Here is a 21,074-nt window from a genome sequence, read left to right on the forward strand (position 1 = left end):
GAGTGGTCGGTCAGGACTGGGTGACCGGGCGCATGGCGAGGCCCTCGGTGCCTGCCCAGTACGTGACGCCCTGGCCGTCGTCCGCCTCGAAGGAAGTGACCGGCATCTTCACCTTGACCGCCGGTTCCGGCTCCGCCTCGCCGCCGGGGCTGCCGAGGCCGACGGTGATGAACTTGACCGTATAGGTGTCCATCTGGCCGCCGGTGGCGAGCACGCCGGCGTACGCCTTCTCGCCGGGAGCGAGGGTGAGTGCCTCGCCGGAGTTGGTCGCCTCCTTGACCGGCGCATAACTCTTGGCGCCGCCCAGTGTGACCTCCGGATAGCCCTGGACGTCACACTTCTTGGCTCCCTTGTTCATGGCCACCAGCATGAGGTGGCGCACGTCTTCGCCCGGCGCGTCGTAGTTCGTGACGGTGAAGGTCAGGTCCGCCATGGTGCACAGGTCGACGCCGGCGTCGTCGGTGGGCAGCTTCGACGGCTTCGCAGTCGATTTCGCCGGGATCGTCGAGCCCGGGCTGGTCGACGTCGGGCTCGAGGCCGGTGCCGTCGGCGAGGTCGTCGCGCTCACCGAGGTCGTGGCACTCTGCTGGTCCGTGGGCTTGCTCCCGTCCGACGCATTTGCTGACCCGCACGCGGCGGTTGTCAGGAGTGCGGCGACCGCGCCGGCCACGAGGGCGTACCTTCTCCAGCTGCCCCGACTCTTACGGTTCCCGCAGACAACGTTCACTGAAGCTCCCCTTGTTCAGCTGACGAATTCAGGATGATTGACGCCTCGCACCCAGCTAAAGTTGATCGCGACTTCGAAGGAGGAGGTGAGTTGATGACCGCGCCATCCCCGGCTGCCGTACGTCCGGCAGCCCACTCGGTCACTCAACTCATCCACTGATCTTCGAAAGGGACCACGTTGTCCATCACCTGGAACACCCGTGTCGAGACGCCGTCCGACATCGAGACCGTCCGTGACATCACCCGGCAGGCGTTCGGCAAGCAGTTCGAGGTCGACTTCCTCGACACACACCGCGCCGACCCGGTCGCCTGGATTCCCGGCCTGCTGATCGTTGCGACCACCCCGGCCGACGAGCCGGTCGCCTACGCGCTCCTGACCCGCTGCCACATCGGCGACAGCCCGGTGCTCTCGCTCGGGCCGGTCGCCGTGCTGCCGGAGTACCAGCAGCAAGGTGCGGGCAGCGCGGCGGTCCGGGCCGCGCTGGCCACGGGACGTGATCGGGGCGAAGGAACCGTCGTCGTGCTCGGCCACGCGGACTACTACCCGCGCTTCGGCTTCCGGCAGGCGACCACGTTCGGTGTCCATCACCCGCAGTACGACGGCCCGCATCTGATGGCGCTCGCCTTCGACGGGTACGCCGTACCGGCCGGAGACCTCTCCTACCCCGTCACCGTCTGAAACCGGGCCGCCGGAGGCCGTGCGACAGCCTCCGGCGGCCCGTGCAGTCGTCGGCGTCGAACGTTCCAGTGCGAGTACGGCGAGCGGTCGTAAAAGGTTCAGCCAAACTCGCCGAATCACTTGCGCACCTGCCTTGTATACATGAAACAGTCGACAGAACCGCCTACTCAGGAGCACGTGATGACCCGTCGACTTCCGCTGTCGCTGAACCGTTTCACCTTGAGTAACCGCCGCCGGCAAGCGGCTGGGATCGGCGCTGCCGTCATCGCGCTGGCCCTGGTCGGGACGGCCTGCTCGCCGGTCGAGCCCGCCGGCAACAGCAACAGCAGCGGCGGCAGCCAGGCCCCGGCCGGGCAGGACGTGTTCGGCGAGCCCGCCGACGCCGCGCAGGTCAAGCAGGGCGGGACGCTGACCGTTGCCCTGTCCGCCGATCCCGACAAGCTCGACCCGACGCTGTCACGCAGCCTGTACTCGCGGTACGTCTTCCACACCATGTGCGAGAAGCTGTACGATCTCGGGCCGGACGCGAAGGTCGTGCCGCAGCTCGCCACCGCGCTCCCGACGATCTCGGCCGACGGCCTCAGCCTGACGATCCCGCTGAAGCAGGGCGTGAAGTTCGCTGACGGCGGCACGTTCGACTCGAACGCGGTGAAGATCTCGCTGAACCGGGGCCTCACGCTGGCCGGTTCGGCGCGCAAGAGCGAGCTCGGCCCGATCACGTCGATCGAGACGCCCGACCCGAAGACCGTGGTGATCAAGCTGTCGAAGCCGTTCGCGCCGCTGACTGCCGCGCTGGCCGACCGGGCCGGCATGGTGCTCAGCCCGGCCGCGGTCGCGAAGCTCGGGGCAAACTTCTCCAACGCGCCGGTCTGCGTCGGCCCGTTCAAGTTCGCCAGCCGGGTCGCGCAGAACTCGATCAAGGTGGTCAAGGACCCGCAGTACTACGACGCCGCGAAGGTGCACCTCGACGCGATCGAGTACCGGATCATCACCGACTCCAGCATCCGCTCGGCGAACCTGAAGTCTGGCGACGCCCAGGTCGCGGACTCGTTGTCGACGCAGGACACGCCGGCGCTGCAGAAGGACGACAGCGTGAGCGTGTTGCAGTCGCAGTCGCTCGGGTACCAGGGCCTGACGATCAACATCGGCAACGCGAACGGCATTGGCAACCCGCTCAAGTCGCTCGGCACCCCGATCGCGAAGGACCCGCGGGTCCGGCAGGCGCTGGCCCTGTCGATCGACCGCGACGCGTTGGTGAAGTCGCTGTTCGGCGGGCTGAACACCGTTGCCTGCTCGCCGGTCTCACCGAAGAGCGAGTTCACCTCGGACGCGGCGCAGGTCTGCCCGGCGCACGATCCGGCGAAGGCCAAGCAGTTGCTCGCCGACGCGGGCGTGACGACGCCGTACAAGGTCGAGATGGTGACCTCGAACAACCCGGACAGCTTGCGGCTCGCGCAGGCGTTGCAGGGGATGGTGAAGGAGGGTGGATTCGACCTGGTGATCAAGCCGGTCGAGTACGCCGCACTGCTCGACCAGCAGGACCGTGGTGACTTCGAGCTGCTGCAGCTCGGGTGGTCCGGCCGCGTCGACCCGGACGCCAACATCTTCAACTTCGTCGGCACGACCGGTAGCCAGAACGTCTCCGGCTACAGCAGCCCGGACGTCGACAAGCTCCTCACCGACGCCCGTCAGTCGACCGACCAGGCCGAGCGGGTCAAGCTGTACGGCGAAGTCGTCACCAAGCTCCAGCAGGACGACCCGATCATCTACATGTACCGCCAGCGCAACCTCACCGGTGTCTCCAAGAAGCTGCTCGGCATCCAGGTCTACCCGGACGGCGTGATCCGAACGGCCTTCGCAGGGTTCGCCAAGTGAGGCGGTACCTCCTCAACCGGCTGTGGCAGAGCCTGGTGACGCTCGTACTCGCGACGATCGTGGTGTTCGTCGGAGTACGGGCGTTGCCGGGCGATCCGGCGCTGGCCCTGGCCGGAGAGGATCGCGATCCGGAGTCGTTGCGAGCGATCCGGCAGCAGTACGGGCTCGACCAGTCGTGGCTGGTGCAGTTCTGGCAGTTCGTCAGTCACGCTGCGCGCGGTGACCTCGGGCAGTCGATCCGGACCGGCGCGCCGGTCCGGGGGATGATCCTCAGCGCGTTGCCGGTGACGATCGAGTTGTCGGTGCTGGCGATCCTGATCGCCGGCGTGGTCGGGGTCGGCACCGGAGTCGTGGCCGCGGTACGGCGTGGGCGCCCGGCCGAGTGGGCCGCGAACGCCCTGGCGTTGCTCGGGTTGTCCGTGCCGCACTTCTGGCTCGGACTGATGGCGATCCTGTACCTGTCCGTTGCCCTCGGCCTCTTTCCCGCCTCCGGTTTCGTCCCGTTCTTCACCAACCCGATCGACAACCTGCACCACCTGATCCTGCCCGCACTGATCCTCGGCACCGGTCTGGCGGCCGTGATCATGCGCCAGACCAGATCATCGATGCTCGACGCGCTGGGCGCCGACTACATCCGGACGGCGGAAGCCAAAGGCCTCTCCCCCAGGGCGGTGATCGGAAAGCATGCCCTCCGCAACAGTCTGATCGTCGTCGTCACGATCGTCGGCCTCCAACTCGGCGCGCTGATCTCCGGCGCCGTCGTCACCGAGCGGATCTTCGCGCTGCCCGGGTTCGGCAAGCTCACCGTCGACGCCGTGTTCCAGCGCGACTACCCGGTGATCCAGGCGGTCGTCCTCGTCACCGCGACGGCGTACATCGTGATCAACCTGCTGGTCGACCTACTGTACTCCGTCATCGACCCGAGAATCCGCGTGCGAGGTGAATCCTGATGGCAGTCGCCGAGGCGGTCGTTGCCCCGCGCAGCAACAGCAGCCGAGTGGTACGCCGGGTGTTCCGCAACCCGCTCGCACTGACCGGACTCGCGGTACTCGCGATCGCGGTCATCCTTGCGGTCTTCGCGAACTGGCTGGCGCCGCACGAACCGACCCAGACCCAACTCGACAACGCATTCGCTCCGCCGGGGACAGCCGGGTACCTGCTCGGCACCGACGACCTCGGTCGCGATGTCCTGTCCCGGATCATGTTCGGTCTGCGCGCGTCGCTGCACGTCGGCATTCTCGCGGTCGCGTTCTCGCTGGTGATCGGCGTACCGCTCGGTCTGATCGCCGGCTATTTCCGCACCGTCGACGCGCTGATCTCGCGGCTCACCGACCTGGTGCTGGCGTTCCCGTTCCTGATCCTCGCGGTCGGGCTGGCCGCGATCCGCGGCGCGAGCCTCGGCAACGCGGCGATCGCGATCGGCATCGCGCAGATTCCCGGCATGATCCGGATCGTCCGCTCGGAGACGCTGCGGCTGAAGTCGCTCGACTTCGTCGCCGCCGCGATCGTCGAGGGCGCCGGCGACGCCTGGGTGCTCGGCCGGCACATCCTGCCGAACGCCGGTTCGGCGGTCATCGTGCAGGCCACCGTCGGCATTCCGGCCGCGATCCTCGGTGAGGCGGTGCTGTCGTTCCTCGGCCTGGGCATCCAGCCGCCGGCGCCGAGCCTGGGCACGATGCTCGCCGACGCGCAGCAGTTCGCGTCCCGGGCGCCCTGGGCCGCAGTGATGCCCGGCGTCGCGATCATGTTGCTGACCCTGGCGTTCAACATCGTCGGCGACAGCCTCCGCGACGCCCTCGACCCGAAGGCGAGCCGTCGATGAAACCCATACTCGCAGTGCAGGATCTGTCCGTCACGTTCCGGACCGAGGACGGGCCGCTGTCCGCGGTCGACCACGTCAGCCTCGAGGTCGGCGACGGCGAAGTCCTCGCGATCGTCGGTGAATCCGGCTGCGGCAAGAGCGTCACCGCGATGAGCATCGCCGGGCTGCTCCCCCGCACCGCGACCGTCGAAGGCTCGGTCCGGCTCGACGGCACCGAGCTGATCGGCGCCGACAAGCGCACGCTCCGCTCGATCCGCGGGCGGGAGGTCGCGTACATCTTCCAGGAGCCGATGACCTCGCTGAACCCGGTCTTCACCGTCGGCTACCAGATCAGCGAAGTACTGCGTACTCACGTCGGAGTCTCTCGCCAGGCCGCTCGCGACCGCGCGATCGAGTTGCTCAAACTCGTCGGCATCCCGTCCGCGGAACGCCGGGTCAACGACTACCCGCACCAGCTCTCCGGCGGCATGCGTCAGCGGGTGATGATCGCGATGGCCGTCGCCTGCGACCCGAAGGTCCTGATCGCGGACGAGCCCACCACGGCGCTCGACGTCACCATCCAGGCCGGCATCCTCGACGTACTGCGGGAGCTGCGCGAACGACTCGGGACGAGCATCGTCCTGATCACCCACGACCTCGGCGTCGTCGCGGACCTCGCCGATCGGGTCGCCGTGATGTACGCGGGCCGCGTCGTCGAGACCGCGGAGGTACACGACATCTTCGCGAGGCCCCAGCACCCGTACACGGTCGGACTGCTCGGTGCGTCACCGGCTGCCGGCCGGCATGCCGGAACCGACCGGCTCAGCGAGATCCCTGGATTGGTGCCGGTCCTGTCCGAGCAGCCCGACGCCTGCACCTTCGCCGACCGCTGCTCCCGGGCCAGCGATACCTGTACGACGTCGCAGCCCGAGCTCACCGCCGGCGCACATCGCGTTGCCTGCTGGCACCCGGTCCGAGAAGCCGTGGAGGTCTGATGGAATCCCTCGCCCTGGAGGTGGAGGACCTCGTCATGCACTTCGGTCCGGTGCGCGCGGTCGACGGCGTCACGCTCCGGATCAACCAAGGTTCTGTGGTCGCGCTGGTCGGCGAGAGCGGTAGCGGCAAGTCGACCGTCGGCCGCTGCATCGTGCGACTGCTTGAGCCCACCGAGGGAACCGTCCGGCTGGCAGGCGTCGATGTCACGCACCTGAGCCGCCGGCAGCTCCGCCCGCACCGACGCAATGTCTCGATCGTCTTCCAGGACCCGGCCGGCTCGCTGGATCCGCGATTGTCCGTCGGCGACATCGTCGGCGAGCCGCTCCGGCTGATGCACCGGAAAGGCATTCCTGCCAAGGTCAGCGAGGCGCTGCGCCGCGTCGGGCTGCGGCCGGAGGTCGCCCAGCGCGCACCGCACGAGCTGTCCGGCGGTCAGCGTCAGCGCGTCAGCATCGCCCGCGCACTGATCTCGGAGCCGCGCCTGCTCGTCGCGGACGAGCCGACCAGCGCACTCGACGTGTCGGTGCAGGCGTCCGTGCTGAATCTCCTCGCCGATCTGCAGCGTGACCTCGGGTTCGCCTGTCTGTTCATCACACACGATCTGTCCGCGGTCGAGTACCTCGCCGACGAGGTCGCCGTGATGTACCTCGGCCAGCTCGTCGAGCAGGGACCACGCGCCCGCATCTTCGGGAAGCCGTCCCATCCGTACACGCAGGCGCTGCTGTCGGCGGCGCCCGTACCCGATCCGGCCGAGCAGCGCGCCCGACGGCCCGTGCTGCTCGGCGATGACCTGCCCTCCGCGATCGACCCGCCGCCCGGGTGCCGCTTCCACACCAGATGTCCGGTCGCGGTGGACAAATGCCGGACAGTCGTGCCGGAACAGCGCACGATCGGAGAGGCTGGACACCAGGTGGCCTGCCACCTCGTCAACGACGACGGAACCGGACCCGACGTACGACCAACTGAAGGAGTTGCCCGATGACGTTCACCACCCGGCCCACGCTGCGGGGCACGTTCGGGATGGTTTCGTCCACGCATTGGCTGGCGTCGCAGTCGGCGATGCGGATCCTCGAGCTCGGCGGGAACGCGTTCGACGCGGGCGCCGCGGCCGGGTTCGTGCTGCATGTGGTCGAGCCGCACCTCAACGGGCCTGGCGGTGAGGTGCCGGCGATCATCGCGACCGCCGACGACCCCGCCCCGCGCGTGCTGTGCGGCCAAGGCGTGGCGCCGGCCGGTGCCACGATCGAGCACTACCGCTCCCTCGGCCTGACGCTCGTGCCCGGCTCGGGTCCGCTCGCGGCGACAGTCCCCGGTGCGGTCGACGCCTGGCTGCTCCTCCTGCGCGACCACGGCACCCTGCCGCTGCGCGTCGTACTGGAGTCAGCCATCGAGTACGCACGCAACGGTCACCCGCTGGTGCCGCGGGTCGCCGACACGATCAGCACCGTGCAGGACCTGTTCGAGAACCACTGGCAGACGTCGGCCGCGCTCTGGCTCAAGGACGGCCGGCCCGTCACCGGACGGTTCAGCAACGAGGCGTACGCCGCGACGCTCGAGAAGCTCGTCGTCGAAGGCGAGGCGGCCGGCGCGGACCGGCTGGCGCAGATCGAGCAGGCGCGGAAGACGTGGCGGGAAGGGTTCGTCGCGGAGGCGATCGACAAGTTCTCCCGGCTGCCGCACCGCGACTCGAGCGGCGAGGACCACGCCGGGCTGATCACCGGCGACGACCTGGCCGCGTTCGAGGCGACCTGGGAGGACCCGGCGACGTACGACTGGAACGGGTACACGGTCGCGAAGACCGGTCCGTGGGGTCAGGGCCCGGGCATGCTGCAGTCCCTCGCCGTACTCGCGGCTCTCGGTGACGTCGACCTGGACAGCGCCGAGGGCGTGCACACGACGGTGGAGGTGATGAAGCTGTCGTACGCGGACCGCGAGGCCTGGTACGGCGACGGCGCCGACGTACCGCTGGACACGCTCCTCTCCCCCGAGTACGCCGCCGAGCGGGCGAAGCTGATCGGGCCGGACGCATCGCTGGACCTGCGGCCCGGACACCCGGACGGCCGTGCGCCGGTGCTCCCATCGTTTGCTGTGGGCAACGAAACGGGCGATGCCACGACCGGTGAGCCGACGGTGTCCTCCGGTGGTGCCACCCGCGGCGACACGTGTCACGTCGACGTGGTCGACAAGTGGGGCAACATGATCTCCGCGACGCCGAGCGGTGGCTGGCTGCAGTCCTCGCCGACGATCCCGGAGCTGGGATTCTGTCTCGGCAGCCGGGCGCAGATGTTCTGGCTCGAGGAGGGTCTGCCGGCCTCGCTCGCTCCGGGCAAGCGGCCGCGCACCACGCTCACCCCGACCCTCGTACTTCGTGACGGCGAACCACTGATGGCCTGTGGATCACCGGGTGGCGACCAGCAGGACCAGTGGCAGTTGCTGTTCCTGCTCCGGCACCTCGGCGCCGGGATGGACCTGCAAGAGGCGATCGACGCGCCGGCGTGGCACACCAACGGCTTCCCGTCGTCGTTCTACCCGCGCGCCACCGAGCCGGGCGGGTTGGTGATCGAGACCCGCGTCGGCAAGAGCACCCGCGACGAGCTGGTACGACGTGGACACGTCCTCACCGACGCCGATGCGTGGAGCCTCGGCCGGCTCTGCGCCGTACGGAAGGAAGCCGACGGGGTGCTTGCCGCCGCGGCCAACCCCCGCGGCATGCAGGGCTACGCGGTCGGCCGCTGACCGAACGCCGCCTTCGCGGCCGCCTCGACGTGTAGGCGGGCGGCCGTGCTGGCGGCGGCCGCATCGCCCGCTTCGATCGCGTCGACGAGCCGGACGTGCTCCTCCGACGAGTGCGGTGCACGCTGTGCGGCGCCGACCCGGAACACCCAGTGGACGTGGTAGTACATCGCGGCCGAGATCGAGTGCAGCCAGCGGTTCTCGCTGACCTCGATCACGGCCCGGTGGAACGCACTGTTCAGCTCCGCGACGCGGTCGAAGTCCTCGGCCTCGGTGGCCTTGTTGGCATCGTCGATCAGGCGGCGCAGCGTGGCGATCCCGTCGGCCGTCACGCGCTCCGCGGCGAGTCCGGCCGCGAGCGTCTCGAGCTGCTCCCGGACGGCGAACAGATCGCGGACCGCGGTCTCGTCGAGGGTCGCCACCACCGCGCCGCGGCGAGGCAGGATCTGCACGAAGCCCTCGGCCTCGACCACGCGCAGCGCCTCACGCACCGGGTTCCGCGACACTCCGAAGTCGTCCGCGAGCCGGGTTTCGGTCAGCCGCTCCCCCTGGCTGTAGTCGCCGTCGATGATCCGCCGGCGCAGTTCCGCGAGCACCTGCTCGCGCAGAGCGACGTGATCGGCACCGATCGTGCGTACGACCTGGTCGCGCGCGGCCTCCCCGTCCAGCTGCTCCACCCTGGCTCCTCTCCCCGTTCGCCTCTCCCCGCTCTGACCTGCGCGCCACGGTAGCCGATCGGCCGACCGGCGGCACGTGATCCCGCAAGCGCGTTATGTTGACGGCTTGAGCATCAGACTGATTCCCCTGACCGATCCCGACCACCGCCCGTTCAGTCGCCGGATCGCGTGGCTCGCCGCGGAGGCCGACGGCACCCCGGTCGGGTCCGCGTTCCTCCGGCTCGACAGCCGCGACAACTACTCGCAGCTCGCCGAGTTCGAGCTGACCGTGCACCCGGCCGAACGCCGCCGCGGTATCGGGTCGCAGCTGCTCGACGCGGTCGTCACCGGGGCGCGCGACCACGAGGTTCGCACGTTGCTCACCGACGTCGGGGTCGAGTCCGACGGCGACAAGTTCCTCCAGCATCACGGCTTCGGCATCGGACTGACGCTCATCTACACCCGGTTCGATCTGTCCGCCGCGGTTCCCGACGTACCGGAGGTACCGGGGTACCGGTTGATCTCCTGGGAGGGCGTCGTGCCGGACGAGCTGGTGCAGTCGTTCACCGACGCGCGGACCGGGATGAACGATGCGCCGACGGGCACCATCTCGACCAGCGTGGACGTCTGGGACGTCGAGCGGACCCGGCACGCGGCCGAGGTGATCGCACAGCGCGGCGACCACCTCTCTGTCGTCGCCGCCCTCGACGAGACAGATCAGATCGTCGGCTTCACCGAGGTCGTCGTACCAGGTGATGGAAAGGGCGATGGGCAGCATTACGGCACTGCCGTGCTGCCCGCACACCGTGGCCGCGGTCTGGCCCTGTGGATGAAGGCCGCCCAGATCCGCGAGACCCGCCACCGCTTCCCCGACCTCGACGGTCTCCTCACGGACACTGTCGACACCAACACCGCGATGCGCCGAACCAACGCCCACCTGGGCTACCAGCCCGGTTACCAGACCCACCGCCGCAAACTCGACCTCTGACTACTGGCCGAGGATGCGCTGCACGGCGGCCGTGGTGATGGGGTGGTAGCCCGGGCGGGCCTTGGCGAAGACCTCGGCGGCGAAGGCCCGGTCGGTGCCGGCCAGGGCCTGGTACACCGGGAGGACCAGCTTCATCCGGCCGACCTTGGTGAGGAACTCGGCCATCTCCGCGTACGCCGCCTCATAGCTGCTCGCCGCGACGATCTGGTACCAACGCCGCGCGATCTCGCCGTTCGCGGTGCCGGTCAGGCCGAAGGCACGATCCAGCTGCTGCAACAGCAGCGGGCTCAGTACGTCGGGAGCCGCGTCCAGGAACCGCAACCACTCCTGCGTCGTCCACTGCCCAGCGCCGAGCGGCAGCTCACCCGTCTTCAGCCAGAGCGCACGCGCCTCGTCAACCACCTGGAACCGCGGCGACACCGCCCGCTCCGCGAACGCCGGGATGCCCGGCTCGTACAACCAGGCCGCCAGCTCGTCGTCGGTCACCACATCCGGGTGCTCTGAGAGCAGGTGCTCCCGCAGGTGCTCGACGAAGTTGTCGGTGTTGATGCTGCGGAACGCGAACCGGTCGAAGTACCCGCGCAGGAACGGATCGAACACCTCCCGCGAGAACCGCTCCTCCAGCCAGGACAGGAACCACGACCCCTTCAGCGGCCCGGTCGAGGTCTTGCCGTGGTACTCCGAGCGGTGGTGCAGACCCGGAAGCTCGACCGCCAGTTCGGCCGGCGTCAACGGGTCCAGCTTCACCACGGTCGCGTGCTGCTTGATGGCGGTCTCCATCAGCGCGAACTCGGTCCCGTAGACGGCCTCGACGATCCGGTTCTCGACGTACGACGTGAAGCCCTCGTTCAGCCAGATGTCGTCCCAGCTGTCCTGCGTGACCAGGTTGCCCGACCAGCTGTGCGCGAGCTCGTGCGCGATCACGCTGACCAGCGACTTGTCGCCGATCACCACGGTCGGCGTCGCGAACGTCATCCGCGGGTTCTCCATCCCGCCGTACGGGAAGGACGGCGGCAGCACGAGCAGGTCGTACCGGCCCCAGCGGTACGGGCCGAACAGCTCCTCGGTGACCCGCATCATCTCCTCGGTGTCGGAGAACTCGGTCGCCGCCTGCCGGACCGTGGCCGGCTCCGCCCACACCCCGGACCGCACGCCGAGCGGCTCGAACACCAGGTCGCCCGCGGCGATCGCCAGCAGATACGACGGGATCGGCTCGGGCATCACCACGTCGTACGAGCCTGTCCGGCGCGACGTCGTACCGTTGTCGGCGCTCATCAGCACCATCAGCTCGGGCGGCGCGGTCACGTGGGCGGCGTAGCTGAACCGCACGCTCGGCGTGTCCTGCACCGGCACCCAGCTGCGCGCGTGGATCGCCTGCGACTGGCTGAACATGAACGGCATCACGCCACCGGCCGTCATCGCCGGCTCCAGCCACTGCAGACCGGTGGCCGTCGGCGCGGTCCGATACTTCACCCTGACCCGCGGGTGCCTCGACGTCCGGACCGTCAGCGCCGCGCCGAGCTCCTTGTCCGGAGCGGCGAGGCTGTACTCGAGAGGCTCCCAGCCGTCGGCCGTCTGACCCTCGACCTCCAGCACGGTGAGGTCGCGAGTGTCGAGAACGAGCCGGTCGTCGGCAGCATCGGTCCAGGCGAGCGTGTGCGAGGCCGTACCGGCCAGCACCTTCTCGTCGAAGTCGAGCGCGAGGTCGAGCTCGAGATGGGTGGTCCGAACCAGGTCAGGTTCGGCGTAGGAGTGGCGATCGTGCGTCACGGAAGCTCCCCGAGTGAGGCGTCCGGGGAACAGTACCCACGGAGAAGCCCGATCGGACGGCCAATCTGGGCCATCCGCACCAACGTGCCAAAACCCCGGTTCGGTCCTGACATCGGCGGGATACCGGTTGCGGGAACCGGGGTGCTTCCTAGCAGACTGTGACCATGATGTCCCAGGGAAGTCCGGAGCTGGTGCTGAAGCGGCGGCCGTTCGGATCCTGGCTGCTCGGCCCGGCCGACCAGAGCACCCGGCGGCTGCGGTTCCGCCTGCAGGTCCTGATGACCACGTTCTCGATCGGCACCAACCTGATCGGTGCCCTGGTCGTGTTCGTGCTGGCCGTCTTCGTGCTCCCCGGCCCGTCGCTCGTCGACCAGCTCCAGGTCGCCGACGCGATCATCATCCCGGCGTACTTCGTGCTGGCGATGGCCGTCGGCTGCGTCTGGAGCACCCGGCTGACCCGACGCGTGACCCGCTGGGTGGAGCTCGAGCGGCCGGCCTCTCCCCGGGAGCAGATCGCCACCCTGCAACTGCCACTCCGGCTCACGCTCATCGAGGTGCTGCTCTGGCTGGTCGCCGCCGTGGTGTTCACCGTGATGACCGTCATCATGCAGCCGGAGAACGCGCTGCGCGTCACCCTGACGGTCATCGACGGCGCGGTCGTGACCTGTTCGGTCTCGTATCTGCTCACCGAGTTCGCGCTCCGCCCCGTGGCGGCGCGGGCGCTGGCAGATTCGCCGCCGCCGCGACGGCTGCTGGCAGCGGGGTTGAAGGCGCGGACGGTGTTCTTCTGGGCGGTCGGCTCCGGCGTACCGGTGGCCGGCCTGATGCTCGCCGCCGTACTCGCGCTGATCGAAGGGGACGTCACCTCGACCCGGTTGTCGGTCGTGATCCTTGCCCTGGGCATCGTGGCGCTCGGCAACGGCTGGCTGCTCACGATGCTGTCGGCCCGGTCGGTCGTTGCGCCGGTCCGGTCGGTGCGGGACGCGCTGAGCCTGATCGGTGACGGGCGGCTCGACGTGACCATCCCGGTCTTCGACGGTACGGAGCTGGGTTCGTTGCAGGCCGGGTTCAACCGGATGGCCGAGGGACTGCGGGACCGCGAGCGGATCCGGGACGTGTTCGGCCGGTACGTCGGCCCCGGTGTCGTGCAGGAGGCACTGTCCAGCGACCGGCTCGGCGGCGAGGAGCGGTACGTCGCGGTGCTGTTCGTCGACCTGGTCGGATCGACCGAGCTCGCGATGAACCGGCCGCCGACCGAGGTCGTGCAGCTGCTCAACCGGTTCTTCGCGATCGTCGTCGACGAGGTGGACCGGCAGGGTGGGTTCGTGAACAAGTTCGCCGGTGATGCGGCGCTGGCGATCTTCGGGGCGCCGGCCGAGCTGCCGGACCCGGCCGGGAGCGCGTTGAGCGCCGGGCGGGAGCTGGCCCGCCGGCTGGACGAGGAGTTGCCGGAGGCAATCGCCGGGATCGGCGTCACGGCCGGGATCGTGGTGGCCGGCACGGTCGGCGACGTCCGGCGGCACGAGTACACCGTGATCGGGGATCCGGTGAACGAGGCAGCGCGGCTGAGCGAGCTCGCCAAGTCCGCCCCCGGGCGATTGATCGCTTCGATGGAAGCAGTGGACCAGTCGGCGCCCGCCGAGGCCGATCAGTGGCGGACGGCCGAGCAGATCACTGTGCGGGGGCGGTCGGTGCCGACTCGGCTTGCTGTCCCTGACTGATGAGTTGATGCAGCAGCGCAGCGCCGTACAGCATCGCCTTGGTCTGGCGGTCGTGCGCGGCTCGGCGCTCAGCGATCGCGGTACGCAGCGCGTCGGTGCTGCCCGTCCTGCGTAGACCGTCGAGGACCGGCTTGATCTGCTCGAAGTAGTACCGGCCCTGCCGGAGCATATGGATGATGCGTGCGTCGCGGACCTGCTCGGGGCCGTACCGCCGGTACTTCGTGCCTGGCTCTCGCGTCGGCGCCAGCAGCCCGGCCGCCTCCCACACCCGCAGTGCCGACGTACGGATGCCGAGGCGGTGCGCCAACTCCCCCACCAGCAACGACGGGCCGGTGAACTCGTCGACCTGCTCAGCGGCCAACGCGGCCAGTGCCTCGCTGGCGGCATCGGTCGCGAGCCGCTGTTCGTGCAGCGCGGCATGGGCTGCGTCGACGAGCCGGTACGCGAGCGCTTCGTCGCCGTCGTGCACGGAGCGCATGATCTCGGTGGCGGTCTCCGCGCCGAAGCCGGGCGCGAGCGCACGATACGTCAGCAGCGCGGAGACGTGCTCCGGACCGTACTGCCGGTAGCCGGTGTCCGACCGCGGTGCCGGCGGCAGGATCCCGGCCGCCTCGTAGTTGCGGACGAGCTGGGTCGACACCCCCGCCCGGCGCGCCAGATCAACCGGCCGGAGCCCCATGGTCTACCGGCCGCCGGAGACGTCGACCGTCGTCCCGGTCATGTACGACGAACGGTCGGACGCAAGGAACGCGATCACCTCCGCGACCTCCTCCGCCTTCCCGGGGCGGGCCAGCGGCGGCGTCGCACCGAGGCGATCCAGCCGGCCCGGCTCGTGGATGTCGGTCTGGATCAGGCCGGGCCGTACGCCGAGGACGCGGACGCCTTCCGTCGCGACCTCGTTGCCCAGGCCCGTGGTGAGTGCGTCGACCGCGGCCTTGCTCGCCGCGTAGTCGACGTACTCCCCGGCCGATCCGAGGACCGCCGCACGGGACGACACGTTGACGATCACGCCGCCGTTCCCGCCGTACGCCGTGGACATCCGGCGGACCGCCGCGCCGGCGACGAGGAACGCGCTGATCGAGTTGATCCGGAACACCCGGTCGAGGCGCTTGGCGTCGTACTCGGCGACCCGGCCGCCCGGCGAGACGACGCCGGCATTGTTGATCACGGCACCGATCGGGCCGAGCTCGGCGGTCACCGTGTCGAAGAGGCGCTCGATCTGATCCGCCTCGACGACATCGGCCTGCACGGCGATCGCGCGCCGGCCGAGCTCCTCGCACGCCTTCACGACGCGGGCCGCAGCGTCGGCCTGGGTGCGGTAGTTGACGCCGACATCCCAGCCGTCCGCCGCGAGAGCGAGTGACGCGGCCGCGCCGATCCCGCGACTTCCACCGGTGACGAGCACAACCCCACGTCCAGTCATGGGCCCTACTTTGTCACGCAGGCGGCTTCGCGAACCCCAGCTGGGTCTCCGAGTCGGTGAAACCCAGCGAGCGGTAGATCCGGATCGCGAGGTAGTCCGGATCCGCAACCATCACCAGAGTCCGCGCACCGCCCTCCGCCAGACCGTACGTCGACGCGTGATGGACGAGAGTGGTGGCCAGGCCGCGACCACGGTCCTCCGGGGACGTCTGGACATCCTGGAACCGTGCCAGCCCCCTGCCGTCGAACATCAACCCGAGCGCACTCTGCAGCCGATCCCCGTCGAACGCGCCGAACCACTTCCCATGACCGGCGTCGACCAGCTCGCGCTTCGCCGCCAGCCTGCGACGGGTGAAGTCCTCGTAGGCGGCGTCGACCTCCATCGACGCGGTGGCGAGGCTCTGGTGGAACAGCTGCTCCCAGTCGTCGTCACTGCTCAGGAAGCGGTACGTCGACTCCGCGTTCGGCCGCTGTGGAGGCAGGACCCGATCGGCCGTCATCACCACGCTGCGGTCAACGGTGAACCCGGCAGCGGTCACCTCGTCCTCGGCCCCGATCTCGCCGTCCACACTGTCGATGCCGATGGCAACGTGTTCCGCGGCCGGGAACTCCCGGCGGAAGTCGTCGAGGCGGAGCTTGGTGTCGTCCGGTGCGAACGGCGTGCGGTACAGCAGGAAGTTGCCCCACCAGAAGCCGGGATTGGCCGGCGTCCGCACCACGACGTACTCGCCGGTGTCGCGGAAGGTGCTGCCGCTCAGCTCGAGCAGCAACAGGTCGGTGCGATAGCCGAGGCTGGTGATGTCCACTCCTCCATCCTCGCCCGAGCGTCAATCGAGTTGCCTTGACATGCAGCCTTTCGGCTGCCTATTTTAGTCATGCAGCTAACTGGCTGCATGATCATCGGAGGCGTGATGGACGACGAGGTGTTCCGCGCACTGGCCGACCCGAGCCGGCGGCAGCTGCTGGACATGCTCAACGCCCGCAACGGCCAGACCCTGCGGGAGCTCTGCGCCGGGCTCGAGATGGCGCGGCAGTCGGTGAGCAAGCACCTCACGATCCTCGAGACCGCGAACCTCGTCACCACTGTGTGGCGTGGTCGCGAGAAGCTCCACTACCTCAACGCCGAGCCGATCAACGCGATCGCCGACCGCTGGATCAACCAGTACGACCGTCGGCGGGCGCAGCTGTTCGCCGATCTCAAGACGGCTTTGGAGGCCGAACCCACCATGAGCGACAACGACTTCGTCTACACCACGTACATCAAGACCACGCCGGAGCGGCTGTGGCAGGCCCTCACCGAGCCGAAGTTCACCGAGCAGTACTGGAAGCTCCACCACGAGACCGACTGGAAGCCCGGCTCGGAGATCGTCTGGCGGATGGGCGACGTCACGATGTCGGGCCCGGGCCAGGTCGTGCTCGAGCACACGCCGTACTCGCGGCTGTCGTATGCCTGGCACCACATCACGCCGGAGTTCGCGAAGGCGGTCGAGCTGACGGACGACGTCTACGAGAAGACCAGCCGCGAGCCGCTGTCCACTGCCACCTTCGAGCTGGAGCCGGTGGACGACAAGGTGAAGCTCACCGTCATCCACGCCGGCTTCGAGCCCGGCAGCGTCCTGCGAACTATGATCCAGGAAGGCTGGCCGGCACTCCTGTCCGACCTGAAGTCCTTCCTGGAGACATCACCAGAACTCTCCACCGTGCCCTAGTCAGGGGCGTTTGTGGATGATCAGCGGTAGGACGGCGGCGGCGCCGGCCTCGCGGAGTTTGGCGGTGGCGACGGTTACCGGCCACTGGGACGAGGTGGCGTCGACCAGTAGGAGGACCGTGCGGGCGGTGATCGCCTCGGCGGTGGCTGCGTCGACCTGGATCCCGTCGCGCCAGACTCTGGCTTCCTCGGCTGAGGAGAGGTCGTCGGTGTAGCCGGTGCGGTCGATCGTCAGCTCTGCCCGATCCAACCGGCCCACCCCGGCCACGTGGTCGGCGATCGCGGACGTGAACTCCTCATGACCCGAAGCGGCCAGCGGTACGACGACTTCCGGGCGGGCCGACCACGAACCGCGCCACCGCGACAGAGCAGCCACGGCGCCGGACTTCAGCGCCTCCACCGCATCGGGCGTCGGCGAACCGCTGAACGCACCTTGAAGCACCTCGCGCCACTCCGGCGCGTCGGCGTACACGATGATGCGGCCGGGCTCGGCCGACAGCGCCGGCGGGATCTTCCCGCGGGCGCCGAACGCCCCGCCCGGCCACATCTTCCGCGGCTCCAGCACGTGCACTTCACCGCGCAGCAACCGGACGATGGTCGCGACCGTCTCCGGATCGGGACGTGACTCCAGCGGCGCCGGCAGCTCGCCCAGGCACACCGAGCACCGTCCGCACGGCTCCGCCGACGGATCGTCCAGCGACTCCTGGAGAAGTTGCATCAAGCAACGATCTCCGCGGGTGTACGCGCGCATGATGTCCGCCTCGCGCCGGCGGACCGACACGATGCCGTCGTAGTGCTCCGCGTCGAAGGTCCAGTCCGCCCCGGTCCGCACCCAGCCCCGCTCGACCCGGTCGACCGCCCCGTCCACCGCCAGCTGCTTCAGCATCAACTCCACACGCGTCCGCCGCAGACCGGTCTCGGCCTCGAGCGCCGGCGCGGTCGCCGGCTCGTCCGGCCCGTATCCGTCCAGCGCCCGCAGCAGCCGCTGAACGTTCTCCGGCACCGGAATCGTCGCCGTCGCGAAGTAGTCCCACACACCCGAGTCAGCATCCGAGGGCAGCAACGCCACCACCGCGTGATCGATCCCGCGCCCGGCACGACCGACCTGCTGGTAGTACGACACCGGCGACGGCGGCGACCCGACGTGCACCACGAACCCCAGGTCGGGCTTGTCGTAACCCATCCCCAGCGCAGATGTCGCGATCAGCGCCTTCAGCTGATTGGCCCGCAGCGCGTCTTCGAGGCTCTCTCGCTCCCCCGCCTCCAGCTGACCCGTGTACGCCGCGACCGGCACATCCCGGCCGTGCACCTCCTGGACCAGCGAGGCCAGCCGCTGCGCGTCCGCCACAGTCAACGCGTAGACGATGCCGGACCCCGGCAGCTTCGGTAGCTGATCGACAACCCAGGCGAAGCGGTCGAGTGGAGACAGCTTGTCGACGACCGCCAGCTGAAGACTTGCGCGGGCGAGTGGACCGCGCAGCACGAGCGTCGACTCCCCCAGTTGCTTCGCCACGTCGTCAGTCACCCGCGAGTTGGCCGTGGCTGTCGTCGCGAGCACCGGAGTCTTCGGGTTGAGCTGCTGCAGGACGTCGGACACCCGGCGGTAGTCCGGACGGAAATCATGACCCCAGTCCGACACCGCATGCGCCTCGTCGATGACGAGCAACCCGACCTGCCCGGCCAGTCCGTCCAGTACCCGCCGCCCGAACCCCGGATTCGCCAGGCGCTCCGGGGACACCAGCAGGACGTCGATCGCGCCCGAACGAAGGTCCTGCTCGATGCCTGACCAGGCGTCGATGTTGTTCGAGTTCAAGGTCGCGGCGCGCAACCCGGCGCGGCTCGCGGCCCCGACCTGATCACGCATCAACGACAGCAGCGGCGAGACGACCAGGGTCGGACCCGCGCCCTCCGATCGTCTGATCGCGGTCGCGGCCCAGTACACGGCTGACTTGCCCCACCCGGTCGCCTGCACGACAAGCACCCGAGCCGCCGGCTCGCAGAGCGCGGCGACCGCTGTCTCCTGGTCCGCACGCAGCCGGGCGTCGTCGCCGGCGATCGCGCGAATCACGTGGCCGGCGACCTTCGCACGGTCGTCGGTCAGAGCCTGCGGTCCATCGGTCTCAGCCATGTCCCAGACCCTAGACGCCCACACCCCCAGTCCGCTGGCCTCGACCCCGGAGCTGTGGATAACTTCAGGCGCACTTCCCCGGGTGACACGGTTCGCCTTCGTTGTCCATCAGCCGGCGCGGGCCCGGGCCTCTCGCGGCCAAGGCGTCGTACGGGTTGGCCAGGGCGCACCTGTCGAGGGACAGGCAGCCGCAGCCGACGCAGTCCTTGAAGTCGTCGCGGAGCTGCTCGAGGTGCAGGATCCTGCGGTCGAGCTCGGCCTGCCAGCACTCGGAGATGCGCTCCCAGTCGGCCCGCGTCGGCGTCCGGTTCTCCGGCAGCAACTTGAGGATCGCGGCCACCTCGGCGAGCGGTACGCCGACCCGCTGGGCGATCCGGACCAGCGCCACCCGCCGCAGGGTGTCCCGCTTGTACCGGCGCTGGTTCCCCGACGTACGGCGGCTGATGATCAGGCCCTGGCGCTCGTAGAAGTGCAAGGCGGAGATCGCCACGCCACTGCGCTGCGACAGCTGCCCGACCGTCAGCTCACCAGGCTCGATGTCCATCGCTCATCCCTCCAACCTCAACCTAGATCGAGGCTAGCGGAAGGAGTCAGGCAGTCACGAGTCGGCGTCCGATGCTTGCGGACATCAGGGCCGCGCCGGCGCAGAGTCCGCCGGCCAGGTACCACGCGAGGTTGTAGCTGCCCTGCGCGTCCCGGATCCAGCCCGCACCGGTCGCGGCCAGCGCAGCGCCGACCTGGTGCGATGCGAACACCCAGCCGAACACGATCGGCCCGTCCTGCCCGAACCACTCCCGGCACAGCGCGACGGTCGGCGGCACCGTCGCCACCCAGTCCAGTCCGTAGAAGATGATGAACACCCAGGTGCTCGGTGCGGCGGTCGGTCCGAGCAGCGACGGCAGCACCAGGAGCGAGAGTCCGCGCAGCGTGTAGTAGGCGATCAGTAGGTACCGCGGGTCCCACCGGTCGGTCAGATACCCGGAGAAGATCGTCCCGCCCACGTCGAACAAGCCCACCAGCGCCAGCAGCGATGCAGCGGTCGTCGCGGGCATGCCGTGGTCGTGCGCGGCGGTCACGAAGTGCGTCCCGACCAGACCGTTCGTCGACGCTCCGCAGATCGCGAATCCACCCGCAAGCAGCCAGAACGCGGGCCGCCGTACGGCCATCCCCAGTGCCCTGAGCGCTCGCATCGCACTGCTACCGGTCGCCTCGACCCGCTGTCCCGCAGTACTCCCCTCTGGAGCGCCGTACGCCTTCAGCCCGACATCGCTCGGGTAGTCCCGCAGGAACAGCAGCACCAGCGGCACGACGGCCAACGCCGCACCGGCTGCCACCAGCGCAGGCAATCGCCATCCGTGATGCGCCGCCAGAGACGCGATCAGAGGCAGGAAGATCAGCTGGCCGGTCGCACCGGCCGCAGTGAGGATCCCAGTGACCAGACCGCGGCGATGGACGAACCAGCGCCCGGTGATCGTCGCCACGAACGTCATCGACATCGATCCGGTGCCGACGCCGACCAGCAGGCCCCAGCAGAGCAGCAGCTGCCAGGAAGACGTCATGAAGACGGTCAGACCGCTCCCCAGCGCGATCAGGACCAGTGCGCCGCTGACCACCTTCCGCAGTCCCAGCCGGTCCATCAGCGCGGCAGCGAACGGCGAGATGCCACCGAACAGCAGCAGGTTGATCGACACTGCCGCCGAGATGGTCGCGTGCGACCACCCGAACTCCTCGTGCAGCGGATCGAGCAGCACACTGGGCACCGAACGGAACCCGGCCGCACCGATCAAGGTCACGAACCCCACCACGGCGACTGCCCAGGCCAGATGCACCCGGGCAGGCTTCTTCGTCTCCAGAATCTGCGTCACCCGACC

19 protein-coding genes are annotated in these 21,074 nt (G+C 69.2%); 10 read left to right on the top strand and 9 right to left on the bottom strand.

Annotated elements, in window-relative coordinates:
- Positions 1 to 10: 10 nt before the first annotated feature.
- On the bottom strand, positions 11 to 568 hold the full coding sequence (locus OHA18_RS36270) for a DUF4232 domain-containing protein (protein ID WP_328999893.1): 558 nt from the start codon (positions 566 to 568) through the stop codon (positions 11 to 13).
- 336 nt (positions 569 to 904) lie between these two features.
- Here OHA18_RS36270 and OHA18_RS36275 point away from each other — a divergent pair, with 336 nt between their 5' ends.
- The 7 genes from OHA18_RS36275 (at position 905) to OHA18_RS36305 (ending at position 8,813) form a co-directional block, all read left to right on the top strand.
- The gene (locus OHA18_RS36275) at positions 905 to 1,405 is read left to right on the top strand and encodes a GNAT family N-acetyltransferase (RefSeq protein ID WP_328999894.1); all 501 of its coding nucleotides are present in this window, start codon (positions 905 to 907) and stop codon (positions 1,403 to 1,405) included.
- A 180-nt stretch (positions 1,406 to 1,585) separates the two neighbouring features.
- Positions 1,586 to 3,280 (top strand): ABC transporter substrate-binding protein, encoded by a 1,695-nt coding sequence (locus OHA18_RS36280; protein WP_328999895.1) that lies wholly within the window; start codon positions 1,586 to 1,588, stop codon positions 3,278 to 3,280.
- Positions 3,277 to 4,230 (top strand): ABC transporter permease, encoded by a 954-nt coding sequence (locus OHA18_RS36285; protein WP_328999896.1) that lies wholly within the window; start codon positions 3,277 to 3,279, stop codon positions 4,228 to 4,230. The genes OHA18_RS36280 and OHA18_RS36285 overlap by 4 nt, the downstream gene beginning before the upstream one ends.
- Positions 4,230 to 5,102: an ABC transporter permease gene (locus OHA18_RS36290; protein ID WP_328999897.1), complete on the top strand. Its 873-nt coding sequence runs from the start codon at positions 4,230 to 4,232 to the stop codon at positions 5,100 to 5,102. The genes OHA18_RS36285 and OHA18_RS36290 overlap by 1 nt, the downstream gene beginning before the upstream one ends.
- On the top strand, positions 5,099 to 6,076 hold the full coding sequence (locus tag OHA18_RS36295; RefSeq protein WP_328999898.1) for an ABC transporter ATP-binding protein: 978 nt from the start codon (positions 5,099 to 5,101) through the stop codon (positions 6,074 to 6,076). Before OHA18_RS36290 ends, OHA18_RS36295 begins: the two co-directional genes overlap by 4 nt.
- Positions 6,076 to 7,059, top strand: a complete 984-nt coding sequence (locus tag OHA18_RS36300; protein WP_328999899.1) for an ABC transporter ATP-binding protein — start codon at positions 6,076 to 6,078, stop codon at positions 7,057 to 7,059. Before OHA18_RS36295 ends, OHA18_RS36300 begins: the two co-directional genes overlap by 1 nt.
- The gene (locus tag OHA18_RS36305) at positions 7,056 to 8,813 is read left to right on the top strand and encodes a gamma-glutamyltransferase family protein (RefSeq protein ID WP_328999900.1); all 1,758 of its coding nucleotides are present in this window, start codon (positions 7,056 to 7,058) and stop codon (positions 8,811 to 8,813) included. The genes OHA18_RS36300 and OHA18_RS36305 overlap by 4 nt, the downstream gene beginning before the upstream one ends.
- Here OHA18_RS36305 and OHA18_RS36310 read toward each other — a convergent pair.
- The gene (locus OHA18_RS36310) at positions 8,795 to 9,487 is read right to left on the bottom strand and encodes a GntR family transcriptional regulator (protein WP_328999901.1); all 693 of its coding nucleotides are present in this window, start codon (positions 9,485 to 9,487) and stop codon (positions 8,795 to 8,797) included. The two genes, OHA18_RS36305 and OHA18_RS36310, sit on opposite strands and share 19 nt — an antisense overlap.
- A gap of 106 nt (positions 9,488 to 9,593) precedes the next feature.
- Here OHA18_RS36310 and OHA18_RS36315 point away from each other — a divergent pair, with 106 nt between their 5' ends.
- The gene (locus tag OHA18_RS36315; RefSeq protein ID WP_328999902.1) at positions 9,594 to 10,454 is read left to right on the top strand and encodes a GNAT family N-acetyltransferase; all 861 of its coding nucleotides are present in this window, start codon (positions 9,594 to 9,596) and stop codon (positions 10,452 to 10,454) included.
- On the opposite strand, the gene OHA18_RS36320 is transcribed toward OHA18_RS36315, so the two are convergent.
- Positions 10,455 to 12,224 carry a M1 family metallopeptidase gene (locus tag OHA18_RS36320; protein WP_328999903.1) on the bottom strand — a complete coding sequence of 590 codons (1,770 nt, stop codon included), beginning with the start codon at positions 12,222 to 12,224 and terminating at the stop codon, positions 10,455 to 10,457. It lies immediately after the preceding gene.
- A gap of 164 nt (positions 12,225 to 12,388) precedes the next feature.
- On the opposite strand from OHA18_RS36320, the gene OHA18_RS36325 reads away from it, so the two are divergent.
- Complete coding sequence (locus OHA18_RS36325) at positions 12,389 to 13,945, top strand: adenylate/guanylate cyclase domain-containing protein (protein ID WP_328999904.1); 1,557 nt, start codon at positions 12,389 to 12,391, stop codon at positions 13,943 to 13,945.
- On the opposite strand, the gene OHA18_RS36330 is transcribed toward OHA18_RS36325, so the two are convergent.
- From OHA18_RS36330 to OHA18_RS36340, 3 genes are read right to left on the bottom strand one after another with little or no spacing between them, the layout of a single operon-like run.
- Positions 13,896 to 14,624, bottom strand: coding sequence for a MerR family transcriptional regulator (locus tag OHA18_RS36330; RefSeq protein ID WP_328999905.1), 729 nt, complete (start codon positions 14,622 to 14,624; stop codon positions 13,896 to 13,898). The genes OHA18_RS36325 and OHA18_RS36330 overlap by 50 nt on opposite strands.
- A 3-nt stretch (positions 14,625 to 14,627) precedes the next feature.
- Complete coding sequence (locus OHA18_RS36335; protein WP_328999906.1) at positions 14,628 to 15,368, bottom strand: SDR family oxidoreductase; 741 nt, start codon at positions 15,366 to 15,368, stop codon at positions 14,628 to 14,630.
- Between the two features lie 13 nt (positions 15,369 to 15,381).
- Positions 15,382 to 16,173: a GNAT family N-acetyltransferase gene (locus OHA18_RS36340; protein WP_328999907.1), complete on the bottom strand. Its 792-nt coding sequence runs from the start codon at positions 16,171 to 16,173 to the stop codon at positions 15,382 to 15,384.
- Positions 16,174 to 16,260: 87 nt separating this feature from the next.
- Here OHA18_RS36340 and OHA18_RS36345 point away from each other — a divergent pair, with 87 nt between their 5' ends.
- Positions 16,261 to 17,076 carry an ArsR/SmtB family transcription factor gene (locus OHA18_RS36345; RefSeq protein ID WP_328999908.1) on the top strand — a complete coding sequence of 272 codons (816 nt, stop codon included), beginning with the start codon at positions 16,261 to 16,263 and terminating at the stop codon, positions 17,074 to 17,076.
- On the opposite strand, the gene OHA18_RS36350 is transcribed toward OHA18_RS36345, so the two are convergent.
- From OHA18_RS36350 to OHA18_RS36360, 3 genes are all read right to left on the bottom strand, one after another.
- Positions 17,077 to 19,203 (bottom strand): RecQ family ATP-dependent DNA helicase, encoded by a 2,127-nt coding sequence (locus tag OHA18_RS36350; RefSeq protein ID WP_328999909.1) that lies wholly within the window; start codon positions 19,201 to 19,203, stop codon positions 17,077 to 17,079.
- 64 nt (positions 19,204 to 19,267) lie between these two features.
- Positions 19,268 to 19,747 carry a redox-sensitive transcriptional activator SoxR gene (soxR, locus tag OHA18_RS36355; RefSeq protein WP_328999910.1) on the bottom strand — a complete coding sequence of 160 codons (480 nt, stop codon included), beginning with the start codon at positions 19,745 to 19,747 and terminating at the stop codon, positions 19,268 to 19,270.
- A 46-nt stretch (positions 19,748 to 19,793) separates the two neighbouring features.
- Positions 19,794 to 21,068 carry an MFS transporter gene (locus OHA18_RS36360; RefSeq protein WP_328999911.1) on the bottom strand — a complete coding sequence of 425 codons (1,275 nt, stop codon included), beginning with the start codon at positions 21,066 to 21,068 and terminating at the stop codon, positions 19,794 to 19,796.
- Positions 21,069 to 21,074: the final 6 nt, after the last annotated feature.

It is taken from the genome of Kribbella sp. NBC_00709, assembly GCF_036226565.1.
In the GTDB taxonomy this organism is placed as follows: Bacteria; Actinomycetota; Actinomycetes; order Propionibacteriales; family Kribbellaceae; genus Kribbella.

What these genes read in the sequence shown, in the direction of transcription:
- soxR (WP_328999910.1), bottom strand. Translation starts at nt 19,747, where the DNA reads ATGGACATCGAGCCTGGTGAGCTGACGGTCGGGCAGCTGTCGCAGCGC.
- OHA18_RS36280 (WP_328999895.1), top strand. Translation starts at nt 1,586, where the DNA reads ATGACCCGTCGACTTCCGCTGTCGCTGAACCGTTTCACCTTGAGTAAC.
- OHA18_RS36295 (WP_328999898.1), top strand. Translation starts at nt 5,099, where the DNA reads ATGAAACCCATACTCGCAGTGCAGGATCTGTCCGTCACGTTCCGGACC.
- OHA18_RS36330 (WP_328999905.1), bottom strand. Translation starts at nt 14,624, where the DNA reads ATGGGGCTCCGGCCGGTTGATCTGGCGCGCCGGGCGGGGGTGTCGACC.
- OHA18_RS36300 (WP_328999899.1), top strand. Translation starts at nt 6,076, where the DNA reads ATGGAATCCCTCGCCCTGGAGGTGGAGGACCTCGTCATGCACTTCGGT.
- OHA18_RS36350 (WP_328999909.1), bottom strand. Translation starts at nt 19,203, where the DNA reads ATGGCTGAGACCGATGGACCGCAGGCTCTGACCGACGACCGTGCGAAG.
- OHA18_RS36345 (WP_328999908.1), top strand. Translation starts at nt 16,261, where the DNA reads ATGATCATCGGAGGCGTGATGGACGACGAGGTGTTCCGCGCACTGGCC.
- OHA18_RS36335 (WP_328999906.1), bottom strand. Translation starts at nt 15,368, where the DNA reads ATGACTGGACGTGGGGTTGTGCTCGTCACCGGTGGAAGTCGCGGGATC.
- OHA18_RS36325 (WP_328999904.1), top strand. Translation starts at nt 12,389, where the DNA reads ATGATGTCCCAGGGAAGTCCGGAGCTGGTGCTGAAGCGGCGGCCGTTC.
- OHA18_RS36305 (WP_328999900.1), top strand. Translation starts at nt 7,056, where the DNA reads ATGACGTTCACCACCCGGCCCACGCTGCGGGGCACGTTCGGGATGGTT.
- OHA18_RS36290 (WP_328999897.1), top strand. Translation starts at nt 4,230, where the DNA reads ATGGCAGTCGCCGAGGCGGTCGTTGCCCCGCGCAGCAACAGCAGCCGA.